This is a genomic window from Metabacillus mesotrionivorans, from assembly GCF_052171315.1.
GTDB lineage: Bacteria > Bacillota > Bacilli > Bacillales > Bacillaceae > Bacillus_P.
Genome location: NZ_JBQMFF010000014.1, coordinates 18,570 through 37,593 on the forward strand (window position 1 = coordinate 18,570; position 19,024 = coordinate 37,593).

A 19,024-nucleotide genomic window follows, 5' to 3' on the forward strand; every position below is an offset into this window, starting at 1 on the left:
GCTCTATTTATTCCTCTTATTTCCTCCAATACAAATCTTTTTAAAATAATCCAAATCCTTCACCGCTTTTTACCTCCCCTTTACATTCTTATAAACGCCTTGTAATAAGTCCTTATTACTGCCTTTAAATTGAGCCGGTAGAATCATGGGTGAAGACATCTTGAAGGAGGAATTACCTTGGACAAGAATCATGATCAGCATCAATCAGGCAATCATTACGATAAATCACGCAGGACGTTCCTGAAGTATTTCTTGGCAGGATCTGCGGTTATGGCATTGGAGACGTCCGGAATCTCCCGTTTGACGTCGATGGTTTCCCGTGCGGAAGCGGCAACAGCGGTTCAGCCATATGCTGCATCACAAGCTATAGGGAAAGGGTTCCCGCAGTCTGTTGCGTCAGGTGATCCGACGCCGACGGGTGCGATGCTTTGGACAAGGGTTGATCCTTCTTTGGAGACTGGTTTAACGAATAAGGAATTCTCCAGTGAAGTCATTTACTGGCTTGAAAATGAAGCTGCAAACGATGCTTCTTTAGAAGACGGCATTAATCAAGGTAAATTCATTATGTTTGAGATAAGTAAAAAAGAAGATTTTTCTGAAGTGGAAATGAGAGGCTTCTCTCCGATCTGGAAGGACCATGATCATGTCGTGCGTGTTGACCTGGATGGTGAGCTCGCTTCCAGCCAGACGTACTATTACCGGTTCATTACAAAGAGCGGACTTGTCAGTAAGACAGCCCGTTTCAAGACACTGCCGCAAGAAGGAGCGGATGTGCAGTCTGCATCGATCGGATATGTGTCGTGCCAGGATTACACCAACGGCTATTTTAACGCACTAGGCCACATGGCCGATGAGGAAATGGACTTTTTCCTTCATCTCGGAGACTACATTTATGAGTCGGTCGGCGACGCTGCCTACCAGGGGAATATTGACGGCCGCCAAATAAAGCTGCCGAGCGGTCAGAGCAAGGCGTTCACGATTGGGGACTACCGCAAGCTGTACCAGACGTACCGTTCGGACAAGGATCTGCAAAAGCTTCATGAAAAGCATGCCATGATCGGAATCTGGGATGACCATGAGTTTGCCAACGACACGTATTATCCGGCCGTCGCACCGGATGATAATCCGGAATCCGATCCGGCCCGCAGGCTCGTTGCAAATCAGGTATGGTTTGAATACATTCCGGCGCGTGTCCCTTACAATCCGAATGGAACTTTTGAGGATTCTGTTAAAATCTACCGTACGATTACGCTCGGAAATCTTGCATCGATCATCATGACTGATGAACGCCTATACCGAAGTGCGCACCCTTGCGGACAAGGCACGCTGGACCGCTACCTGGCAGGCGGGTGTGAGGATATTAACCTTTCGAGCCGTACGATGCTCGGGAAAACTCAGAAAGAGTGGTTCTTAAATGAGCTGAAAAACGCCAAAGGAACGTGGAAGATCTGGGGCAATGAAGTGCAAGTAACACAATTGAAAGCGCTGGGGAGATATCTGAACCTTGATGCATGGGACGGCTATGCTTATGAAAGACAGCAGATTGCCCAAACGGTGCTTGACAATGGAATCAAAAACTTCCTTGCGCTTACCGGTGATTTCCACACGTTCGAAGCATCTTACATGCAAAATGAATATAAACGCGGCGGTGAAAAGTTCGGTGTGGAGCTGATGGTCGGTTCAGTCACATCCAGTAACTTGAGAGAATCCCTTCGCAACTCCATGAACTCAATACCTGACGTTTCCAGTCCAATTCCAATGGACGCAGCTGATGAGCTGGTGAAACTGTTAAAAGGGAAATTCAGCAGCGTTACAACTTTTACAGCAGAGCTGCTTTTTAAAGAGCTTCAGAATATCGTCAAAATCGAAAATCCATGGATTGACTTATTTGACAGCACTACTCACGGATATGCCGTGCTGCAGCTCAGTAAGACAAAAGCAACATGGACGGCCTATTCTGTAGACAATATCGAAAAGCCGGAAGCGACTAAAAAACTGCTTTGGCAATGTGAAGTGCCAAATGGTGAAGTGAAAATAAATGTTTTAAAAGGAAGCATACTTTAAAAAACAGGAGGCGTTACCATGCTGCAAAATATCGGAGTTCCAGGCCTGATTTTAATTGTCATCATTGCATTGATTGTATTCGGACCTTCAAAACTGCCGGAAATCGGACGTTCTTTTGGAGTGACTCTGCGTGAGTTCAAGAAAGGCACGAAAGACTTGATGTCAGAAGAAGAGCCGAAGAAAGCGAAGACAGAAGAAACGGCGACTGTTCAAAGAGAATCTTAAGAGCGGAAAAGGGAGGGACTTGGCTTCGTGCGGTCTCTCTTTTTTCTAAGATGGAGGGGTGAAGATGACACAACAGGAGTTTATCCAGAATCATTTGATGGAATTGCGGAAGCGGATTATCACTGTGGCTTTGGCTTATGCGGTTCTATTGGTAGCCGGTTTTTTAAGTGTGGAGCACATCTACCGCTGGATTCTTAATGACGCAGAGCTTGAGCTCACGGTGCTTGGTCCTTCTGATATCCTTTGGATCTATTTTACACTTGCGAGTATTTGCGCGTTTGCCTGCTGTATTCCGCTGATCACCTATCAGGTGTGGGCATTCATCAAGCCTGCATTGAAACCGGTGGAGCGGTCGGCAGCCTTGATATTCATTCCATTGCTATTCTTTTTATTTGTGAGCGGAGTGGCGTTCGGCTACTTTTTGGTTTTTCCGATGGTGTTTGAGTTTATCGTGTCGCTGTCTGACGGGATGTTTGAGACGATGTTCACGGCGGAAAAATACTTCCGGTTCTTATTTCAGATCATCCTGCCCTTAGGACTGCTCTTTGAATTGCCTGCCGTCGTCTTATTTCTAACAGAAATCGGGCTGTTAACTCCTGAGTTTATGAGGAAATACCGAAAGTACGTCTTTTTCGGACTCGTTGTCCTGTCGGCCGTCATAACGCCGCCGGACTTTGTCTCCCAGCTGTTTGTGCTTATTCCGATGATCCTGCTTTACGAAATCAGCATCTGGCTCTGCGCGTGGCGTTCACAGAAGAAGACTGTGACTGCTTTATCGCATAATGTGTGATGCTGGAACTTTTACCTATGCCAAGCCGTTTATACACCTACTCTGCCCAGAGGCTTCCCATGAGTTGATGAAACTTGTGAGAGGCTTCTTTTTTTGCTCTCCGATACTATGCCAGAGAAAATGTTAAAAATTAGTTGACACCTTTACTACTAAGTAATACTATATATAAGTAATAAGCAATACTGAATAGCGTTTGAATACGTCACATAAACTAAAGGAGGTTCTCAACATAGAACACTTAACGGAAATGCTGAAAGGATCGCTTGAGGGGTGCGTGCTGGAAATTATCAGCCGCCATGAAACGTATGGCTATGAGATAACCAGGCGTCTGAATGAACTTGGATTTACGGAAGTAGTGGAAGGAACAGTTTACACCATTCTTGTTCGTTTAGAAAAAAAACAGCTGGTGAACATTGAAAAAAAACCGTCGGATATGGGCCCCCCTCGCAAATTTTATACACTAAATGAAGCAGGCAGAAAGGAACTTGATCTTTTTTGGAGAAAGTGGGAATTTGTCTCTGCGAAAATTAACGTTTTGAAGTCTAATTAGGCTGAATTCTCACCAATAAAAAGGAGGAAAAACACCATGATGGAATGGTTTAGAAAAATGATTGGCGATAAAAAAGAGTACAGAACGATGATGGCTAGGGTGGAAGCCCTGCCTGAGGATTATCAGTTCGTCTTTAAGAAAATTCAGCATTATATGTGGGGGTTCTCTTCAGGCAGCGGAATGGATATGCTGCATATCCAGTATGAGCTGATTGACTTGTTTGAAGGAGGCGCCGCAGAAGGCAGACAGGTGCTTGAGATAACGGGAGAGGATGTGGCTGCTTTTGCTGATGAACTTGTGGCAAACGCGAAAACCTATGCCTCCAAGCAGCGTGAAAATCTGAATCAGAGCATTATGAAGCAATTAGGAAAAAGTGACAAGGAATCTTGACTGAATAGCCGGCTGTTTCAGCCACCTTCGCTGTTCAGTTATTTTTTGCAGGGTAATAAGTGATACTTGTTACCTGTGGTACTGAATAGCTCGCTGTATTATTCACCAAATTACAAATGGGAGGAATTAGAATGAATGTGATATCAGTAAAAGGATTAAAAAAATCCTTTGCCGATAAGGAAGTGTTAAAAGGAGTGGACTTCGAGGTTCAACGCGGTGAAATTTTTGCTTTGCTCGGTTCAAATGGTGCGGGTAAGACAACGATTGTCAACATTCTGTCAACATTGATGAAGGCCGATGGCGGTGAAGCAGCGATTTGCGGGTATGATGTCAGGCGGCAGACAGATCATGTCCGGCAGCACATCAGTTTGACGGGGCAGTTCGCAGCTATAGACAGAATGCTGACCGGACGTGAGAACCTCAGGATGATTGCCAGGCTGCGGGGAGTTTCCAGTCCCGCACGTGCGGCAGACAATCTTCTGGAAACATTCAGTCTGACAGATGCAGCTGACCGCCGTGCGGATACCTATTCCGGGGGAATGAAGCGCCGGCTCGACATTGCCATGAGCCTGATCGGGAATCCGTCCGTTATTTTTCTCGACGAACCGACAACGGGACTGGACCCTGAAGCGCGGATGGAAGTGTGGAATACCGTCAGGGAGCTTGCCCTCGGAGGCACAACGATTCTGCTGACAACACAGTATCTGGAGGAAGCGGAACAGCTGGCGGACCGTATCGCCATCTTGCATGGAGGAAAAATGATCACGACCGGTACCCTTGCCGAACTTAAGAAAATGTTCCCTAAGGCGAAAGTAGAATACATTGAAAAGCAGCCGACTTTGGAAGAAATATTCCTCGCAATTATCGGCAAAAAGGAGAAGATGTAAATGAGAAGCCATACTGGAGTATTACTGGGGCGATTAATGCTCAATATTATGCGGAGTCCGGATACGATTATTACGGTGGCTGTTACACCGGTTATGATGTTGCTCCTGTTCGTCTATGTATTCGGCGGTGCCATAAACACGGGGGCAGAACCCTATGTCAATTACCTATTGCCGGGAATTCTGCTGATAACCGTTGCATCCGGTGTCGTTTATACGTCTATGCGGCTGTACAACGACGTAAAGAGCGGATTGCTGTCACGTTTCATGACTATGCCTATAAAGCGATCGTCTGTTTTGTGGGCTCACGTTCTCACCTCGCTGGTTTCTAATGCACTGACTGTCGCGGTAGTTATCCTCGTCGCTCTCTTGATGGGTTTCCGTACAGACGCAGGGCTCCTGGATTTGCTCGCCGCAGCCGGAATACTCGGGATGTTTACGCTGGCGCTCACCTGGCTTTCTGTTATTCCGGGCTTAAAAGCATCGTCTATGGAAGGCGCGACTGCCTATTCGTATCCGCTTATCTTCCTCCCTTTCATCAGTTCAGCTTTTGTGCCCACTGAAACGATGCCTGACATAATCCGGATTTTCGCCGAAAACCAGCCTGTCACATCAATTGTAAATACTCTTCGTGCTCTCTTAAATAAAGGTTCCGCTGGAGGAGATATCTGGACCGCACTTGCCTGGTGCCTCTGCATCATGGTCATCGCTTTCTTTTTTGCGAGTAAAGAATTTAAACGCAAGCTGGGATAAGCATCAAGCCGCTGGTTATATAGAAGGCTGCTCAAATGATTGAGCAGCCCTTGCGTGTTAATTAATTGTAAAAATTAGGTGAATATTCCGTCCTTATATTGACTGGAACCGAAGAAAGTGTGATGATTAAAGAAGAAACTAAGTCTTTTATCCTATAAAAATCCCCCCGTTTTACCGCGGATAATCCCTCTCATTTTTAACAATTCTAATGATTCAATTTTAGCAATGATCCAGAAAACCCCAACAAAACTCCATCTTAAGGAGGTGACTTATGTACGTTCAATTTTAAAGGAGGACATATGATGGGACATGATATTTGCGGTTACAATCAGGCAGGAGAGGAAATTGCCTATCTTCGTTTCAGTATGGGTAATGGACACGCGTCAATTGTATACGGTGTACTTGATGCAGACGAATTTAACGGAGGAGTCAGCGGAACAGGCAGCAGCTCGTCTTTTTCCATGCAGCAATTGGAAAAAGCTTTGAACGAATATCGGAATTTCTGGAAAATCAATAGAATACCGGATAGTAAATTCGTCAAGTGGGAGATACAACAAATACAGGGCTTTTTAACTATTTGTATGTCAGCAGCAGAAAAAGAAGGAAATGTAAGGGTTAGTTTTAGTTAGGCCACATCTATTTTCCCTCAAGACACCTCTGAACGACTCTTTATCTCCAAGCACAAGGTTTATTCATCATTTAAAAAGCTCATTCTTTGCTGAAGCAAAGAATGGGCCTTTTCCCATTGGATTCAGCAAAGCACAATCACCCTGTTAGGAACAGTCTGAGCAGGAATGCTTTTCGTGGAAGCACCGTAAATGACAGCAAGATCACGGTTAGCGGGATTGCCCGTAAAAGCCTGGCCGTTTGTCAGCAATACTTGCGTAAAAGGCGAAAGGTTCAGCTTGAGCTGTCCGTCGCTGCTCACCAGCTGGCTGTTAAAATACGATACTTTCACATTTTGATTCTGGCTTTCTTTTACCATCACCAGCGCCTGATATTGGGGCGGATAGATAAGGGGGACCGGTGCATTTCCGTCATAATATCCCGTTACAAGATCTCCTGTTGATACCATTGCATGGTCGACAAAATAAGTGCCGGGTGACACAATGAAGTTTACAGTGGAGCCCGATTGATTTTCTGCTGTAAATACTTTGAAGCACCCATCGCCGCTTTGTCCTGTGTTAAAATCACTGATAGCTGTGACGATTCCCTGAAACGCATAAAAATTTTTCATGGATAAGCCTCCATCCTTCGTACGCTTATGTACATTATGCGGGCTGATACCTAAATGAATGTGCGGATGCCTACCCGGAGGCAAAATGGATCTGGATCTTTTTCAGCAGGATTGATTCTCTAAAAAAATAAAGTATGATATTTTTATGAATTCGTTTACAATATTTTCAGCTATAATCATTTCTAGTTTTTAGTATATATAGAGAGGTGTCGAACAGAATGGCTCCAAAGTATCTTCAAGTGGCCGGCCAGATAGAGTCTGATATTATCCATCATGTTTATCAGAAAACGAATAAACTGCTGACGGAAGATGAATATGCCGTAAAATATCAGGTCAGCCGCAACACCGTCCGTAAAGCAATTGATATTCTTGTTAATAAGGGATATGTGTATCAAGTTCAAGGCAGCGGTGTGTTTATCCGCAACCACCACAACAGAGGACACGTCAATCTTGAGAGGCTGCAGGGGGTAACGAACGATTTCAGTGACCGCCTTGTAGAAAATAAACTTCTTGATTTTAAACTGATAGAGGCAGATGAGGATCTGGCAGTCAATATGGGCTGCAAAGCAGGTACATCTGTTTATTATGTGAAAAGGCTGAGATATGTTGATGGAGACCCATTTTCGATTGAAACCTCTTACTTCAACAAAGACCTTGTGAAATATCTTGATGAAAATATCGTGAAGAAATCGATATATAATTATTTGAGAAATGACCAGAAACTCGCAATTGGTTTTGCAGACAGAATCATCGGCGCAGACTATCTTACGTCTGAGCAGGCTGAATTGCTGGGGTTAAAGGAAAATGATCCGGCTCTAGTTGTGGATAATACGGTTTGTTTAACAAACGGCGCAATCTTTGATTATTCACAATCCGTGCATCATTTCAAACATGTGAAATTACTGAAAGTATCGAATATGAAAGGGAGTTAAGTGTGAAGAGGGCTGAGGGCTCTCTTTTTTTTGATTAAATAAAAGGGTTTACATTTGAAATCTAGTAAGTTATTATAAGTTTATAAAATTTGTACCTATGAATTTGAATCATACTTATGAAAGGGTGTACATAGATGGTTGAACAAGCAATTGATATAAGCCCTGAAGATATTTTTGGATTGATCGCATTTTCAGGAGATGCGAAAGCAAGTTATCATGCAGCCTTGCATCTGCTAAGAGAAAACAAAATTGAAGAGGCAGAAGCTGAGGTAGTGAAAGGTGATTCGATTTTAAAAGAAGCGCACGCAATCCAAACCAAATTTGTCACACTAGAGGCTCAAGGGAAATCAGCAAAAGTCGGCGTCCTGATGGTTCACGCGCAGGATCACTTAATGAATACGATTCTAGTAAAAGAGCTATTGGATCATATGATGACGATGCAAAAAGAAATTAACAAATTGAAAGGGATGAATTGATATGGTAAAGATCGGACTATTCTGTGCAGCAGGCATGTCAACTAGTATGTTAGTGGAGAAAATGAAAGCGGTTGCCGCCGAGCGCGGTGTAGAGGCTAAAATTGCAGCTTACCCTGAATCAGAGATGGAGAAGTATGCGGATGAAATTGATGTCGCTTTGCTTGGTCCTCAGGTGAAGTACTTACTGAATAAAGGAAAATCAATCTGTGAACCAAAAGGTGTTGCGATTGATGTGGTCAATACGGTTGACTACGGCATGATGAACGGCGCAAAAGTATTTGATCAGGCAATGAAACTAGCAAATAAATAAACGGGGTGAATGATCTTGAAAATGCCAAAGGATTTCCTGTTCGGTGCAGCATCGGCTTCTTACCAAGTAGAGGGTGCATGGAACGAGGATGGTAAAGGAGTTTCAAATTGGGATGTCTTTTCAAAGATTCCCGGTAAAACATTTGAAGGAACGAATGGTGATGTGGCCATTGACCACTATCACAGATATAAAGAAGACATCGCGCTCATGGCAGAAATGGGACTGGAATCATACCGCTTCTCGATTGCCTGGACACGCATTATCCCGGACGGTACTGGAGAGGTAAATCAAAAGGGATTGGATTTCTATAATAATGTCATTGATGAATGTTTAAAATACGGCATTATTCCTTTCGTGACCCTGTATCACTGGGATCTGCCGCAGCCTCTTGAAGAAGACGGAGGATGGCGCAACACGAAAACATCGGATGCATTTGTCAGATTTGCTGAAGTTTGCTTCAAAGCTTTCGGCGACCGTGTACGAAACTGGATTACGTTTAACGAAACCGTTATCTTCTGTTCGTTAGGCTACTTAACAGGCGCACATCCGCCGGGAATTGAAGGGGATGCCAAAGCCTACTTCCAGGCAACACATAATGTATTTGTTGCTCATGCACGTGCAGTGGAAAGCTTCAAAAAGTCAGGCTATGAGGGTGAAATCGGTATTACTCACGTATTCAACCCTGCGTTCAGCATTGATGAAGACGAAGAAAATAAATTTGCTGAAAGACATGCGAATGCCTATTCAACACACTGGTATTACGATCCGATCTTAAAAGGGTCTTACCCTGAATACGTAACGGATGCGCTTGAAGCTCAAGGTCTGCTTCCGGAAATGACGGAGGAAGAGCTTGCTCTGCTTCGCCGGACGGCTCCTATGAATGATTTTATCGGACTGAACTACTACTGTCCGCAGCGGGTCATGAAAAACGATTCAGCACTTGTTATGTCAGGCGGCCGCGAGAATTCAACAGGCAAACCTGGAAACCCGTCATTCGACGGCGTATACAAAACAGTCATGATGGATGACAAAGAGTATACGAAATGGGGCTGGGAAATCGCTCCTGACGCATTCCTCGATGGTATGCGCATGCTTAAAGAGCGTTACGGAAACATCAAGATGTATATCACTGAGAATGGTTTGGGAGATGAAGACCCGATTGCCGGTGAAGAGATTCTTGATCAGCCCCGAATCGACTACATTGAAAGTCATCTAAGAGCTGTAAAGAATGCCGTAAGCGAAGGAATTAATGTTTCAGGCTACTTTGCCTGGTCTGTCATTGATTTGCTGAGCTGGCTGAATGGTTACAAAAAACAATACGGATTTATCTATGTTGACCACAAAAATGGTCTTGCACGAAAACGGAAGCAGTCGTTCTTTTGGTACAAGGATATCATCGCCACTCGCGCAGAAGAACTTTAAGGAGGCAATCAGATGGGCCGCTTAGAACGTATATTTGAAAAGTTCATGCCTTTCTTCCTTCGATTTGCAAATGCGAAACCGACACTTGCAATTAAGGATGGATTTATTTTAACAATGCCGATGACGATTATCGGCTCCCTTTTCCTGCTCATTCTTGCTGCTCCGATTCCTGGCTGGGCAGAAACTATGGTAAAATTGTTCGGTGAACAGTGGAGCCTTCCGCTTACTCAGGTTGTCGGTTCTACATTTGATATTCTGGCGCTGATCGGCGTCTTTGGAATTGCATATTCATACGTTAAGAATGAAAAAATAGAAGGTACGCCGGCTGGTATTTTAGGAATCATCGCATTCCTGATCATTACCCAGGCTTCTGTACTGACAAAAGACGGCGAAACGGTCACAGGCGTTATTCCAAAAGTCTGGACCGGCGGACAAGGTGTACTTGCAGCCATTGTAGTCGGACTATTTGTCGGATTCGTTTACGCACAATTTATTAAACGCGACATTCGCATTAAAATGCCTGATGGTGTTCCGCCTGGTGTAGCGAACTCGTTCTCTGCCTTAATTCCAGGATTTGCGGTTATCACAGCTGCAGTCGTTGTATTTGCACTTTGTCAGGCTTTTGCTGATAAGACATTTACTGAAGTTGTTTATACACTGCTTCAAGTGCCTGTGCAAAACTTGACGGACACGCTTACTGGAGCTGTCCTGATCATGGTCTTGATGTCCCTTCTATGGTGGTGCGGAATTCATGGTGCTGCCATCATCATGGGGGTTATGGGACCGCTTCTTACAGCCAATGCTCTGCAAAACCAGGCAATTATTGATTCTGGTGAAGCACTGGTTGTTGGAGAAAATGCCAAAATCGTAACCATTCAATTCCTGGATGTGTTTACAAAACTCGGAGGATCGGGGATTACGATCGGTTTCATTATCGCGGCTCTTATGGTGGCAAGGTCGTCACACTTAAAACAGCTCGGCCGATTATCTCTTGGTCCAGGACTATTTAACATCAACGAACCAATCATTTTCGGTATGCCGATTGTGTTCAACCCAATCATGTTTGTTCCATTCATTGTGGTTCCTGCGCTTGCATCGTTCATGGTTTACTTCTCCATTATTTGGGGATGGGTAGAACCGTTCAATGCCCTTCAGGTTCCATGGACGACACCGCCGATTGTTTCCGGCTTTTTGATTGGCGGCTGGAGAGCTGCCCTGCTGCAGCTTGCAACCATTGCGATGTCTGTGGCAATCTATCTTCCATTCGTCAGAATGCAGGATCGTTTATCTTACGGCGAAGAGCTTAAAGCAAAAGAACAGTCAGAAAGTGCGATTGCTTGAAAGAACTGAATATAAAATTACCCCCCGTACAAAGATGCAGGGGGTAATTCTTTATTTTCATGAAAGTGGCCATATTAAATAGGAAAGAAGGAGATACAGATGAAGCATCTATTAGCTTTTGATATAGGGGGAACCGATTTGAAAATCGGGAAATTTTCTCTTACAGGTGACCTTATTGAGTCCGGGAAACTGTCTTTGGAGAACAGAAAAGGAGAGACGATTCTATCTCAAATTGAAAGGCAGATCGATTCGGATACAGCAGGTCTAGCACTCAGTATTCCGGGATATATTGATCCGGCCACGGGTTTCATTGAAATGGGCGGTGCGATTGTCGATTTTAATGGCTTCAACATTTTTGACTACTTTACAGAGCGATATCCCAGCCTGACTATAAGTGCAGAAAATGATGCAAATTGTGCAGCGCTTGCGGAAAAATGGAAAGGCAGTGCAAAGAAAGAGCGGGACTTTCTTTTTCTGACGATTGGAACGGGTATTGGCGGTGCCATTTACTTGAACGACGCTCTTTACCGCGGGGTGCGCAACCGCTCAGGTGAGTTCGGGCACATGTTCAGTGAACACGTTACAAGTGACGTTGCAGAAAGCCATAAGTTTAACAAATCAGCGACGCTTGCAATTCTCCGTCAGAAATACGCAGAGTGCAAGAACATCCCTTTTCAAGATGTATCCGGCGAGCAAATCTTTGAAGCCTATGACAACGGGGAAGAAACTGCCTCGCATCTTGTCGGTGACTTATACACCGGTCTTACAATGAACATATTGAATTTATATTATGTATTTGCACCGCCTGTTTTTTATATCGGAGGAGGCATTATTTCAAGAAAAACATTCATGCATGAATTAGAGCAGCGGATCCTGGAAATTGAGCCGGCATTCTCAGCAGTAATGAAGCCTGCCAGTTTCGGAAACCAATCAGGTATTATCGGTGCAGTCTATCATCATATCGCTTCAAAAAACATGGAGTAAAACAGAAAAAAGAAGAACCACAGACTAAATTGGGGTGTACAGGTTCGAATACTATAAGTGAATACCAGCAAATAAAGCCTGATTCAAGTATGAATGAGGCTTTTTCTCTAGCTTTTCAGCATTTATCTGATTCATCCTAGTATCGCCCGGCGATACAGCTTGCAAAAAGGAAGGAAAGCCTTCATAGTTAAAGGAAAGGGGGGCCGATATGAGACGCGATATACAACCGAATGAACGGGCATTTTCTTCAAAGGAAGCCGCGGAAGAAGTGGGAATTGCAACGCCCACCGTCCGTAAGTATGGCCAAATCTTAGAACGGAACGGATATGAATTCTTAAAAGATGGAGACAGGCGGATTTTCGTTCAGACTGATCTGAATGCGCTTATAGCGCTCCGCGATACAGACAAGCCGCTGGACGATACGGCAAAGGATCTAGTGGAACTGCAAAAGGAGCGTTTAACTGAGTCCGATACGTCAGAGATTGCTGTATCAGGTACATACAATCAGCTGCCGAATGATCCGGCTCAGCTGAAAGAAGCTCTGATGTATGTGGTGAATGAGCTTGCAGCTGCGCGGGAAATGAATCTGGAGCTGAAAAACGATATGTCTCACCTGAAAACAGCTGTTTCCAGACTTCAGCAGGATCACCACGTCATCAGCTCCACAATCGGAAATTCAGCTCACAAGACGAACGTGAAGATGGAAAAGCTGATTCAGCAGCAAACAGCTCACTATGAAGCGCTGCTTGAAGAGGAAAAACAAAAGAGCGAGCTGCTTCAAAAGGAAATTCAGGCAATGCGCGATGAGCAGAAGCAGGAATGGAACTCGCAGAATGATTTTAACAGGCGACTTGAAGAGAGAATGCAGGGGCCTAAAGAAAGCTGGAACTGGCTTTTTTCCTTATTCAAAAAATAACAAAACAGGAGTCAACCCCATCATAAGAGGATTGACTCTTTTTTTATTGTTTCGCGCAGCGATATACCTTCAATAGACACGATTTGATACAAATCGGTCTGTATCGGCAAAAGGTGATCTCATTCCCGGGGAAATATCTGCATTTTTCAACTTTGTTCAATCATTTATTTCTGAGCATCAGCAGGGCTTCATTCTGAAACTGGAATTCGCTTCGCTCATTGGTATGCTGAAGAAATTGCTCTTCCCAGCCGGGATTTGGATTTTGATAAAAGGTGACTCGCTCACCGTGAATCTTGCTTTCAAAAGCAATAAGGCTCTCATCCAGTTCGGATAAGTATTTTTTCTCTGTCAAAAAGGTGAAGATGTCTAGTGCTGTCTCTACAGTTTCTTTATCCTTTCCAGCAGGCGTTTTTGTCCTAAGCTCAGCTGCCACTGCTTCAAAAAACGGTTTTGATTCAACCTGCAGATGAAGCAGTCTGTACTGCAGTAAAGTGAACTCATCCATTAGATGAATGATTTTTTCTAGATCTTCCTTCGTTAACAATCCCTCTTTTATTACCGCCTCATACGTCTTCATCGCCTCTTTATACATTCCTTCAAACTGTTTATAACCCTCATCCAGCTGAGTGACGTTGGACTTGGCACGTTCAAGTTGATTCAGATTACTTTCAATATGAGGTCTCGTTTCATCCAGTAACTGGATTGTGTTCTGAAAAACGTCTGTCGGTTTATTCATCTCAATTTGCCCTTGATGAGTAATGCCAGTTAAATATTCATTGAATGTGACAAAGAACCGGAAAGGAGCGATTGCTTCTCCTTTTTCGCATTCTTTTCCGTCAGAAGCTATAATTACATACCCTTTTGTTTTGCCGAATTTAGAATATACACCGACACGGTAGTCATTGACATCATTTCTGACGAGATAAGGAGAGATTTCCAAAGTTTCCAAAAAGCGCTTGTGTCTTTTGAATGCAGCTTCAGTTGTCATGCGATGCCTTCCCTTCATTAATTTACCCTTCATTTCCTCTTTGGAAGTAAGTATAAACCACTTGTCACAATAAACGTAATGATTGTCATAGTAAATTCAGAAAGTTATAATAATTCAAGCGGTATATGTACAATCATTTCATATGAAAAAGGTGAAGAACAAATGAAAATTACTGACGTAGAAGCCATATACCTGCGCCTGCCGGAAGTTGATGCCCTCCGCTGTGACGGGACACAGGATACCCTGCTTGTCCGCGTTCATACAGATGAAGGCATTACGGGGATAGGAGAGGTTGATTCTTCGCCTGAAGTGGCAAAAGCTATTATTGAAGCATCTGCTTCTCATTTAATCAGCACCGGATTAAAGAGTCTTATTATTGGAGAGGACCCTTTTGACCGCGAGAGGCTCTGGAACAAAATGTTCCAGGGGTCTTCTTATTACGGGCGGCAGGGGGCAGCCATCCACGCCATCAGCGGAATTGATATGGCTTTATGGGATATTGTCGGCAAGGCGGCAGAGCGGACAACTGCTCAAATGCTTGGCGGTGTATACAGAAACCGTGTAAAAGCTTACGCAAGCCTCGTTATGCCGGAAACGATTAAAGAAGCCTGCTTGTCAGCAGAAAAGTATATGGACATGGGGTATAAAGCAATCAAATTTGGCTGGGGTCCATTTGGCGAAGACGAATATTTTGATGTTGAGGCTGTGAAGGCCATTCGGTCTGTTATCGGAGAACGGACAGAGCTTATGATTGATATCGGACAGCGCTGGGATGCCAAGCATGCCGTCAAAATGGCCAGACGGTTTGAAGAGTATGGTGTACAGTGGATAGAAGAACCGCTTGCTCCGGATGATCTGGAGGGCTATGCCATGCTTTCTGCAGCAACGGACATTCATATCGCTGCAGGAGAAAATGAGAGCGGAAGAAAAGCGTTTGAGAGACTCATTAAAGTAGGAGGGGTGGATATTATCCAGCCTGACCTGGGCAGGTGCGGAGGATTGACGGAAGGAAAGAAAATTGCTGATCTGGCTTATGCCGAGCATAAAAGGATCGTCCCACACGCATTTAAAACGGGTATATTGGTCGCTGCAAGCACTCATTTTGCCGCCAGTATTCCTAATGGATTTCTGATGGAATATACAGTTTCTGATTCACCTCTTGCGAGAACGCTTGTCCAAAATCTGGTCGTATTTGAGGATGGTTACGTAAATCTTCCGGATCGTCCCGGTCTTGGAATAGAGATTGACCCTGAGGCGGAAAAAAAATTCAGAGTAATGTAAGAGAGCTTGTGAGAGAAATCTCACAAGCTCTTTCATATATTAATAATGATACCTAGACAAACGCCATGTCTTCCTGAAATGAGTCGGAGAGACGCCTTCATGCTGAAGAAATGTTGTCAAAAATGCGTTATAGCTGCTGAAGCCGGCTGCCTCTGCAACTTCGCTCACTTGATTGTCTGAATAGATCAGGATTTTTTTCGCATGCCCGATCTTCAGCTTGGTTAAGTATTCTTTAGGTGAAACACCATAATATCGCTTAAACTGGCGGATGAAGTGGTAATAGCTTAAGCCCGCCGCTTTGGCAGCATCCTGAATGTCTGCTGCTTGAGAGAAATGTTCTTCCATGTACATTCTGCCATGTTCAAGTGCCTCAGGCTTTGCTCTGTTCAGGTCTTTCGGTTCGGCTCTGCTGTATTTCAGCAGCTGTGTCAGCATCTGATAAATGAGAATGTTGATTTCGGTTTCTTCTTTGTCATCAGCCGAGTCGCCCATTTTTAAAATCCGGATCAGCGTTGTTTCATATTCGTCTTTTCCTGCCGTGCCTCTGATTAAAGTGGAGGGGGATGGAAACCATTTTTCCATGAGATGCTTCATTTCATCGCCATTGAAGACGAGGTACATCATTTCGTACGGATCTTCAGGGTCTGCTTTATATTTGTGGGGGAGTCTCATGTCGTACAGGAGCCCGTCACCCGGTTCCAGTTTAATCCATTGATCATTTATGGCAAACCAGCCTCTGCCGGAGGTAACATAAAGAAATTCCCATGCCGGATAATAGTCACGTTCAAAATAAAACTCAGGCGCCATTTTGTTGAATCCGCCGATTAAAGGGAAAAACAAATGCGAGCGGGCAAACCCGCTCGGCGAATAAACATGTTCAAAATATTTTTTTTCGCTCATTGACTGACAGCTTCTTCTTCAAACGCCTTTGCATCGGAACACCATGGCGTCATGCCGAGAAGCATTTTTCGCAGGTTTGTATCCGCTTTTGCTTTTAAAGCCTCTGAAGGCTCATATCCCGGCCAGGTGCGGACGAAGGAAGGAGCGTAATTGAAAATGAGGGAGCGTCTTGTTTCCTCAGAGAAATTGTTTAAAGCTGAATGGTAGGCAGAACCGTGAAAAACAACCGCTGTTCCTTTTTTAACATTCATTCGAACATGCCCCGGCATATCTTCCTGATTTTCAACCTTGGGCAGTTCATCATTGCTCATGTGGACACTTCCCGGAAGGAAAGCAAGACATCCTCCGTCATAGCTTACGTCTGACAAAAAGTAGAACACTTTAATCATGAAGGGAACTGGTTTTTCATCGACAAACAACGTTGTGCCTGTGTCGCGGTGCCAGTTTGTATGAGCTGCTTTTTTCGGAGGCTTGATTAAGCCGTCGTTATCGATCATCACGAACTGGTCTCCAAGCAGATCCCGCATAACATTCATCATTTTTGGATTTTCCATCAGCTCAAGAAATGCCTCTTCGTGCTCAATGATTCCGCAGATTTGATCAACATGATCAAGGACACCTGTTTCAGGATTTTTGCGGTTTTCCTCGCGAAATACTGTCATCGCCTGATCCAGCTTCTCATTGTAGTAAGCGGTTTCTTTTTGCGGCAAAAAATCCTCGAAAACCAAGTACCCGTCTCGTTCCCACATCATTTTTTGTTCAATAGTTAAACCGTGTAAATTCATTCCGTCTCCCCCTTAATCCCTTGAATAACCTCATTATAGAAGAATGTTTATTGATAGGCTATATTGATTTGTGCTCAATATACACAAAAAATTGCTGTCATTACTAACAGCAATTTTTTGTCTTCATTTTGCCTGAACGGTTTTTAAATGTTTAATTTTCACATTCTCAAATACGGCTTTCCCTCCGTCAGAAAAGAGCGTGATTCCTTTGTCGCCGGGGTTTGGATAAACAAGATTGGAGTGAACGGTCTTCCCGTCATCTATGAACACTTCCACACTTGTTTTATCAACAAGAATTTTCATATGCACCTTTTTTTTGCCTGCATCAAACGGTGCTTTGCTTTCTGTGAGCTGATTGCTTTCGTCCGGGTGACCTGTGGGTCCGCGGTTCACAAAGGAATAACCTTCTGTTGAAGAGATTCCTGCGTCTGCGTGCCGTTTTCCATCCTCTGATTCAAGCAGCCGGAATCCGGCATTTTTCAGATCTGACCAGGAGATGTCCGCTTCCAGCATGTAGGTGTCATCGCGGACATCAAGGGTTTTGGCGCCGTCTACTTCGATTCTCTTGTAGGTTTTCGTGACGGTGTTCAGCTTATCCAGCTTTTCGCTGGGCTTTGAAGAAAGGTAATAATGATTGTTTGCTTCGTGCGTCAGCTTGATTTCACGAATGACAGAATCCTGGCCGTTAAATCCTTCTTCCATCGTTGGTGTGTTATTGGCATAAGCCCAGTTGTTCATCCATGCCAAGGCATAGCGTTTCTCAAGCGGATCAGCCTCTTCATGTTCGAATGTCACCCCGCCGTACCAGTCAAAGCCGTAGTCAAGCCATTCCGGTTCCTCGTGATCAGGCTTGAACTCAGTTCCGTCGAATGATCCGGTCCAGTAGGCATAGGTGTTGGGCTTACCTGACTCTTTCCCGTTTGCGCTCATGCCGAGCACCCACTTTTCAGTGCCGTCATCTGCCCGCATGCGGAAAAGATCAGGGCATTCAAGCACACCGAGATTTTCGGTTTGAAAGCTGCTTGTATAGCGCCAGTCTTTCAGGTTGTCTGATTCATAGAAGCCGATTTTATTTCCTTCTGCCATCGTCATCACCCATTTGCCGCGGATGTCATCGCGGATGATTTTAGGGTCCCTGAAATCCTTTGTACCGGGATTTTTCATGACAGGTTCTTCGCTGTAAGACTTAAAGGTCTTGCCTTTATCTGTACTGTACCAGAGGAACTGCTCCTGCTTCTGTCCGTCTTTTGACGGCTGGGTGACGACAGCAATAAAGGCGTCTTTTCCGAAGCCGGCTGTGTTTTCTTTATCAATAACGACAGATCCTGACCATGGATCTCCGTTTGCGTTTGTATATTTCGGGATAGCGACGCCTTCGTCCTTCCAGTGAACGAGGTCTTTTGAAACCGCATGGCGCCACTCTGTGCCGTTTCCGTCCGGATAGTCGCCGTTGTAAAGGTAGTAGTAATGGTATTGGCCTTCATAATAAACAGGCTTTTGCGGGTCATTCTTCCAGTGATCAGGGGCTGTAAAATGATAGGCAGCCCGGTATGAATGCTCTTCTTTTTCTGCTGGCGGAACTTCTTTTGTTTTTAAAAAAGCGTGGATCAATATGCCGGTTGAGACGGTCATCCATATTCCGATCAGGATAATGCCTGCCGTCTTATATCCTTTTTTGAGAATTTGTTTTTTACTCATAATCATCACCACTTTTTATATATAGAAAAAAGAAAATGCCCCGTGACATTTTCTTTCTCTTTTTTCTTAGGTTCTTACTCGTCTTCGTCGTCCGTAAT

General features: G+C 44.3%; 21 protein-coding genes. 16 read left to right on the forward strand and 5 right to left on the reverse strand.

Annotation, left to right across the window (positions count from 1 at the left end; translation table 11 throughout):
* The first annotated feature begins 177 nt into the window (after nucleotides 1-177).
* The 8 genes from ACTSEZ_RS20365 to ACTSEZ_RS20400 all read left to right on the forward strand — a co-directional run bounded on the left by ACTSEZ_RS20365 (nucleotide 178) and on the right by ACTSEZ_RS20400 (nucleotide 6,285).
* A complete protein-coding gene (locus ACTSEZ_RS20365; RefSeq protein WP_369736067.1) occupies nucleotides 178-2,064 on the forward strand; it encodes an alkaline phosphatase D family protein in 1,887 nt (628 codons plus the stop codon).
* An 18-nt stretch (nucleotides 2,065-2,082) separates the two neighbouring features.
* Nucleotides 2,083-2,289: a twin-arginine translocase TatA/TatE family subunit gene (locus ACTSEZ_RS20370; protein ID WP_369736068.1), complete on the forward strand. Its 207-nt coding sequence runs from the start codon at nucleotides 2,083-2,085 to the stop codon at nucleotides 2,287-2,289.
* 64 nt (nucleotides 2,290-2,353) lie between these two features.
* Nucleotides 2,354-3,079 (forward strand): twin-arginine translocase subunit TatC, encoded by a 726-nt coding sequence (gene tatC, locus ACTSEZ_RS20375; protein WP_369736069.1) that lies wholly within the window; start codon nucleotides 2,354-2,356, stop codon nucleotides 3,077-3,079.
* Between the two features lie 229 nt (nucleotides 3,080-3,308).
* The gene (locus ACTSEZ_RS20380; protein ID WP_029566279.1) at nucleotides 3,309-3,629 is read left to right on the forward strand and encodes a PadR family transcriptional regulator; all 321 of its coding nucleotides are present in this window, start codon (nucleotides 3,309-3,311) and stop codon (nucleotides 3,627-3,629) included.
* Between the two features lie 36 nt (nucleotides 3,630-3,665).
* Complete coding sequence (locus ACTSEZ_RS20385) at nucleotides 3,666-4,019, forward strand: DUF1048 domain-containing protein (protein WP_369736070.1); 354 nt, start codon at nucleotides 3,666-3,668, stop codon at nucleotides 4,017-4,019.
* Between the two features lie 131 nt (nucleotides 4,020-4,150).
* Nucleotides 4,151-4,906 (forward strand): ABC transporter ATP-binding protein, encoded by a 756-nt coding sequence (locus ACTSEZ_RS20390; protein WP_369736071.1) that lies wholly within the window; start codon nucleotides 4,151-4,153, stop codon nucleotides 4,904-4,906.
* Nucleotides 4,907-5,656: an ABC transporter permease gene (locus tag ACTSEZ_RS20395; protein WP_369736072.1), complete on the forward strand. Its 750-nt coding sequence runs from the start codon at nucleotides 4,907-4,909 to the stop codon at nucleotides 5,654-5,656.
* A gap of 302 nt (nucleotides 5,657-5,958) precedes the next feature.
* Nucleotides 5,959-6,285, forward strand: a complete 327-nt coding sequence (locus tag ACTSEZ_RS20400) for a hypothetical protein (RefSeq protein WP_369736073.1) — start codon at nucleotides 5,959-5,961, stop codon at nucleotides 6,283-6,285.
* Nucleotides 6,286-6,407: 122 nt separating this feature from the next.
* Here the strand turns inward: ACTSEZ_RS20400 and ACTSEZ_RS20405 are convergent, their stop codons facing one another.
* Complete coding sequence (locus tag ACTSEZ_RS20405) at nucleotides 6,408-6,893, reverse strand: hypothetical protein (protein WP_369736074.1); 486 nt, start codon at nucleotides 6,891-6,893, stop codon at nucleotides 6,408-6,410.
* A 218-nt stretch (nucleotides 6,894-7,111) separates the two neighbouring features.
* On the opposite strand from ACTSEZ_RS20405, the gene ACTSEZ_RS20410 reads away from it, so the two are divergent.
* From ACTSEZ_RS20410 to ACTSEZ_RS20440, 7 genes are all read left to right on the forward strand, one after another.
* Nucleotides 7,112-7,825 carry a GntR family transcriptional regulator gene (locus ACTSEZ_RS20410; RefSeq protein ID WP_369736075.1) on the forward strand — a complete coding sequence of 238 codons (714 nt, stop codon included), beginning with the start codon at nucleotides 7,112-7,114 and terminating at the stop codon, nucleotides 7,823-7,825.
* Between the two features lie 134 nt (nucleotides 7,826-7,959).
* Nucleotides 7,960-8,301, forward strand: a complete 342-nt coding sequence (locus ACTSEZ_RS20415; RefSeq protein WP_369736076.1) for a PTS lactose/cellobiose transporter subunit IIA — start codon at nucleotides 7,960-7,962, stop codon at nucleotides 8,299-8,301.
* Nucleotide 8,302: 1 nt separating this feature from the next.
* On the forward strand, nucleotides 8,303-8,611 hold the full coding sequence (locus ACTSEZ_RS20420; RefSeq protein WP_369736077.1) for a PTS sugar transporter subunit IIB: 309 nt from the start codon (nucleotides 8,303-8,305) through the stop codon (nucleotides 8,609-8,611).
* A 15-nt stretch (nucleotides 8,612-8,626) separates the two neighbouring features.
* A complete protein-coding gene (locus ACTSEZ_RS20425) occupies nucleotides 8,627-10,033 on the forward strand; it encodes a GH1 family beta-glucosidase (protein WP_369736078.1) in 1,407 nt (468 codons plus the stop codon).
* A gap of 12 nt (nucleotides 10,034-10,045) precedes the next feature.
* Nucleotides 10,046-11,374, forward strand: coding sequence for a PTS sugar transporter subunit IIC (locus ACTSEZ_RS20430; RefSeq protein WP_369736079.1), 1,329 nt, complete (start codon nucleotides 10,046-10,048; stop codon nucleotides 11,372-11,374).
* Between the two features lie 99 nt (nucleotides 11,375-11,473).
* Complete coding sequence (locus ACTSEZ_RS20435) at nucleotides 11,474-12,358, forward strand: ROK family protein (protein WP_369736080.1); 885 nt, start codon at nucleotides 11,474-11,476, stop codon at nucleotides 12,356-12,358.
* Between the two features lie 208 nt (nucleotides 12,359-12,566).
* Nucleotides 12,567-13,274 carry a hypothetical protein gene (locus ACTSEZ_RS20440; RefSeq protein WP_369736081.1) on the forward strand — a complete coding sequence of 236 codons (708 nt, stop codon included), beginning with the start codon at nucleotides 12,567-12,569 and terminating at the stop codon, nucleotides 13,272-13,274.
* Between the two features lie 160 nt (nucleotides 13,275-13,434).
* On the opposite strand, the gene ACTSEZ_RS20445 is transcribed toward ACTSEZ_RS20440, so the two are convergent.
* Complete coding sequence (locus ACTSEZ_RS20445) at nucleotides 13,435-14,262, reverse strand: hypothetical protein (protein ID WP_369736082.1); 828 nt, start codon at nucleotides 14,260-14,262, stop codon at nucleotides 13,435-13,437.
* 162 nt (nucleotides 14,263-14,424) lie between these two features.
* On the opposite strand from ACTSEZ_RS20445, the gene ACTSEZ_RS20450 reads away from it, so the two are divergent.
* Nucleotides 14,425-15,543 carry a mandelate racemase/muconate lactonizing enzyme family protein gene (locus ACTSEZ_RS20450; RefSeq protein WP_369736083.1) on the forward strand — a complete coding sequence of 373 codons (1,119 nt, stop codon included), beginning with the start codon at nucleotides 14,425-14,427 and terminating at the stop codon, nucleotides 15,541-15,543.
* Between the two features lie 39 nt (nucleotides 15,544-15,582).
* On the opposite strand, the gene ACTSEZ_RS20455 is transcribed toward ACTSEZ_RS20450, so the two are convergent.
* The 3 genes from ACTSEZ_RS20455 to levB form a co-directional block, all read right to left on the reverse strand.
* A complete protein-coding gene (locus ACTSEZ_RS20455) occupies nucleotides 15,583-16,443 on the reverse strand; it encodes a helix-turn-helix domain-containing protein (protein WP_369736084.1) in 861 nt (286 codons plus the stop codon).
* The gene (locus ACTSEZ_RS20460) at nucleotides 16,440-17,228 is read right to left on the reverse strand and encodes a phytanoyl-CoA dioxygenase family protein (protein WP_320156878.1); all 789 of its coding nucleotides are present in this window, start codon (nucleotides 17,226-17,228) and stop codon (nucleotides 16,440-16,442) included. Before ACTSEZ_RS20460 ends, ACTSEZ_RS20455 begins: the two co-directional genes overlap by 4 nt.
* A 123-nt stretch (nucleotides 17,229-17,351) precedes the next feature.
* Nucleotides 17,352-18,926, reverse strand: coding sequence for a 2,6-beta-fructan 6-levanbiohydrolase (levB, locus tag ACTSEZ_RS20465; protein WP_369736085.1), 1,575 nt, complete (start codon nucleotides 18,924-18,926; stop codon nucleotides 17,352-17,354).
* Nucleotides 18,927-19,024 lie beyond the last annotated feature (98 nt).

Bases quoted from the DNA above. Each gene is read 5' to 3' on its own strand.
- ACTSEZ_RS20400 (WP_369736073.1), top strand. From the start codon at position 5,959: ATGGGACATGATATTTGCGGTTACAATCAGGCAGGAGAGGAAATTGCC.
- ACTSEZ_RS20415 (WP_369736076.1), top strand. From the start codon at position 7,960: ATGGTTGAACAAGCAATTGATATAAGCCCTGAAGATATTTTTGGATTG.
- ACTSEZ_RS20370 (WP_369736068.1), top strand. From the start codon at position 2,083: ATGCTGCAAAATATCGGAGTTCCAGGCCTGATTTTAATTGTCATCATT.
- ACTSEZ_RS20455 (WP_369736084.1), bottom strand. From the start codon at position 16,443: ATGAGCGAAAAAAAATATTTTGAACATGTTTATTCGCCGAGCGGGTTT.
- ACTSEZ_RS20440 (WP_369736081.1), top strand. From the start codon at position 12,567: ATGAGACGCGATATACAACCGAATGAACGGGCATTTTCTTCAAAGGAA.
- ACTSEZ_RS20435 (WP_369736080.1), top strand. From the start codon at position 11,474: ATGAAGCATCTATTAGCTTTTGATATAGGGGGAACCGATTTGAAAATC.
- ACTSEZ_RS20450 (WP_369736083.1), top strand. From the start codon at position 14,425: ATGAAAATTACTGACGTAGAAGCCATATACCTGCGCCTGCCGGAAGTT.
- tatC (WP_369736069.1), top strand. From the start codon at position 2,354: ATGACACAACAGGAGTTTATCCAGAATCATTTGATGGAATTGCGGAAG.
- ACTSEZ_RS20385 (WP_369736070.1), top strand. From the start codon at position 3,666: ATGATGGAATGGTTTAGAAAAATGATTGGCGATAAAAAAGAGTACAGA.
- ACTSEZ_RS20390 (WP_369736071.1), top strand. From the start codon at position 4,151: ATGAATGTGATATCAGTAAAAGGATTAAAAAAATCCTTTGCCGATAAG.
- levB (WP_369736085.1), bottom strand. From the start codon at position 18,926: ATGAGTAAAAAACAAATTCTCAAAAAAGGATATAAGACGGCAGGCATT.
- ACTSEZ_RS20420 (WP_369736077.1), top strand. From the start codon at position 8,303: ATGGTAAAGATCGGACTATTCTGTGCAGCAGGCATGTCAACTAGTATG.
- ACTSEZ_RS20395 (WP_369736072.1), top strand. From the start codon at position 4,907: ATGAGAAGCCATACTGGAGTATTACTGGGGCGATTAATGCTCAATATT.
- ACTSEZ_RS20410 (WP_369736075.1), top strand. From the start codon at position 7,112: ATGGCTCCAAAGTATCTTCAAGTGGCCGGCCAGATAGAGTCTGATATT.
- ACTSEZ_RS20460 (WP_320156878.1), bottom strand. From the start codon at position 17,228: ATGAATTTACACGGTTTAACTATTGAACAAAAAATGATGTGGGAACGA.
- ACTSEZ_RS20405 (WP_369736074.1), bottom strand. From the start codon at position 6,893: ATGAAAAATTTTTATGCGTTTCAGGGAATCGTCACAGCTATCAGTGAT.
- ACTSEZ_RS20445 (WP_369736082.1), bottom strand. From the start codon at position 14,262: ATGACAACTGAAGCTGCATTCAAAAGACACAAGCGCTTTTTGGAAACT.
- ACTSEZ_RS20430 (WP_369736079.1), top strand. From the start codon at position 10,046: ATGGGCCGCTTAGAACGTATATTTGAAAAGTTCATGCCTTTCTTCCTT.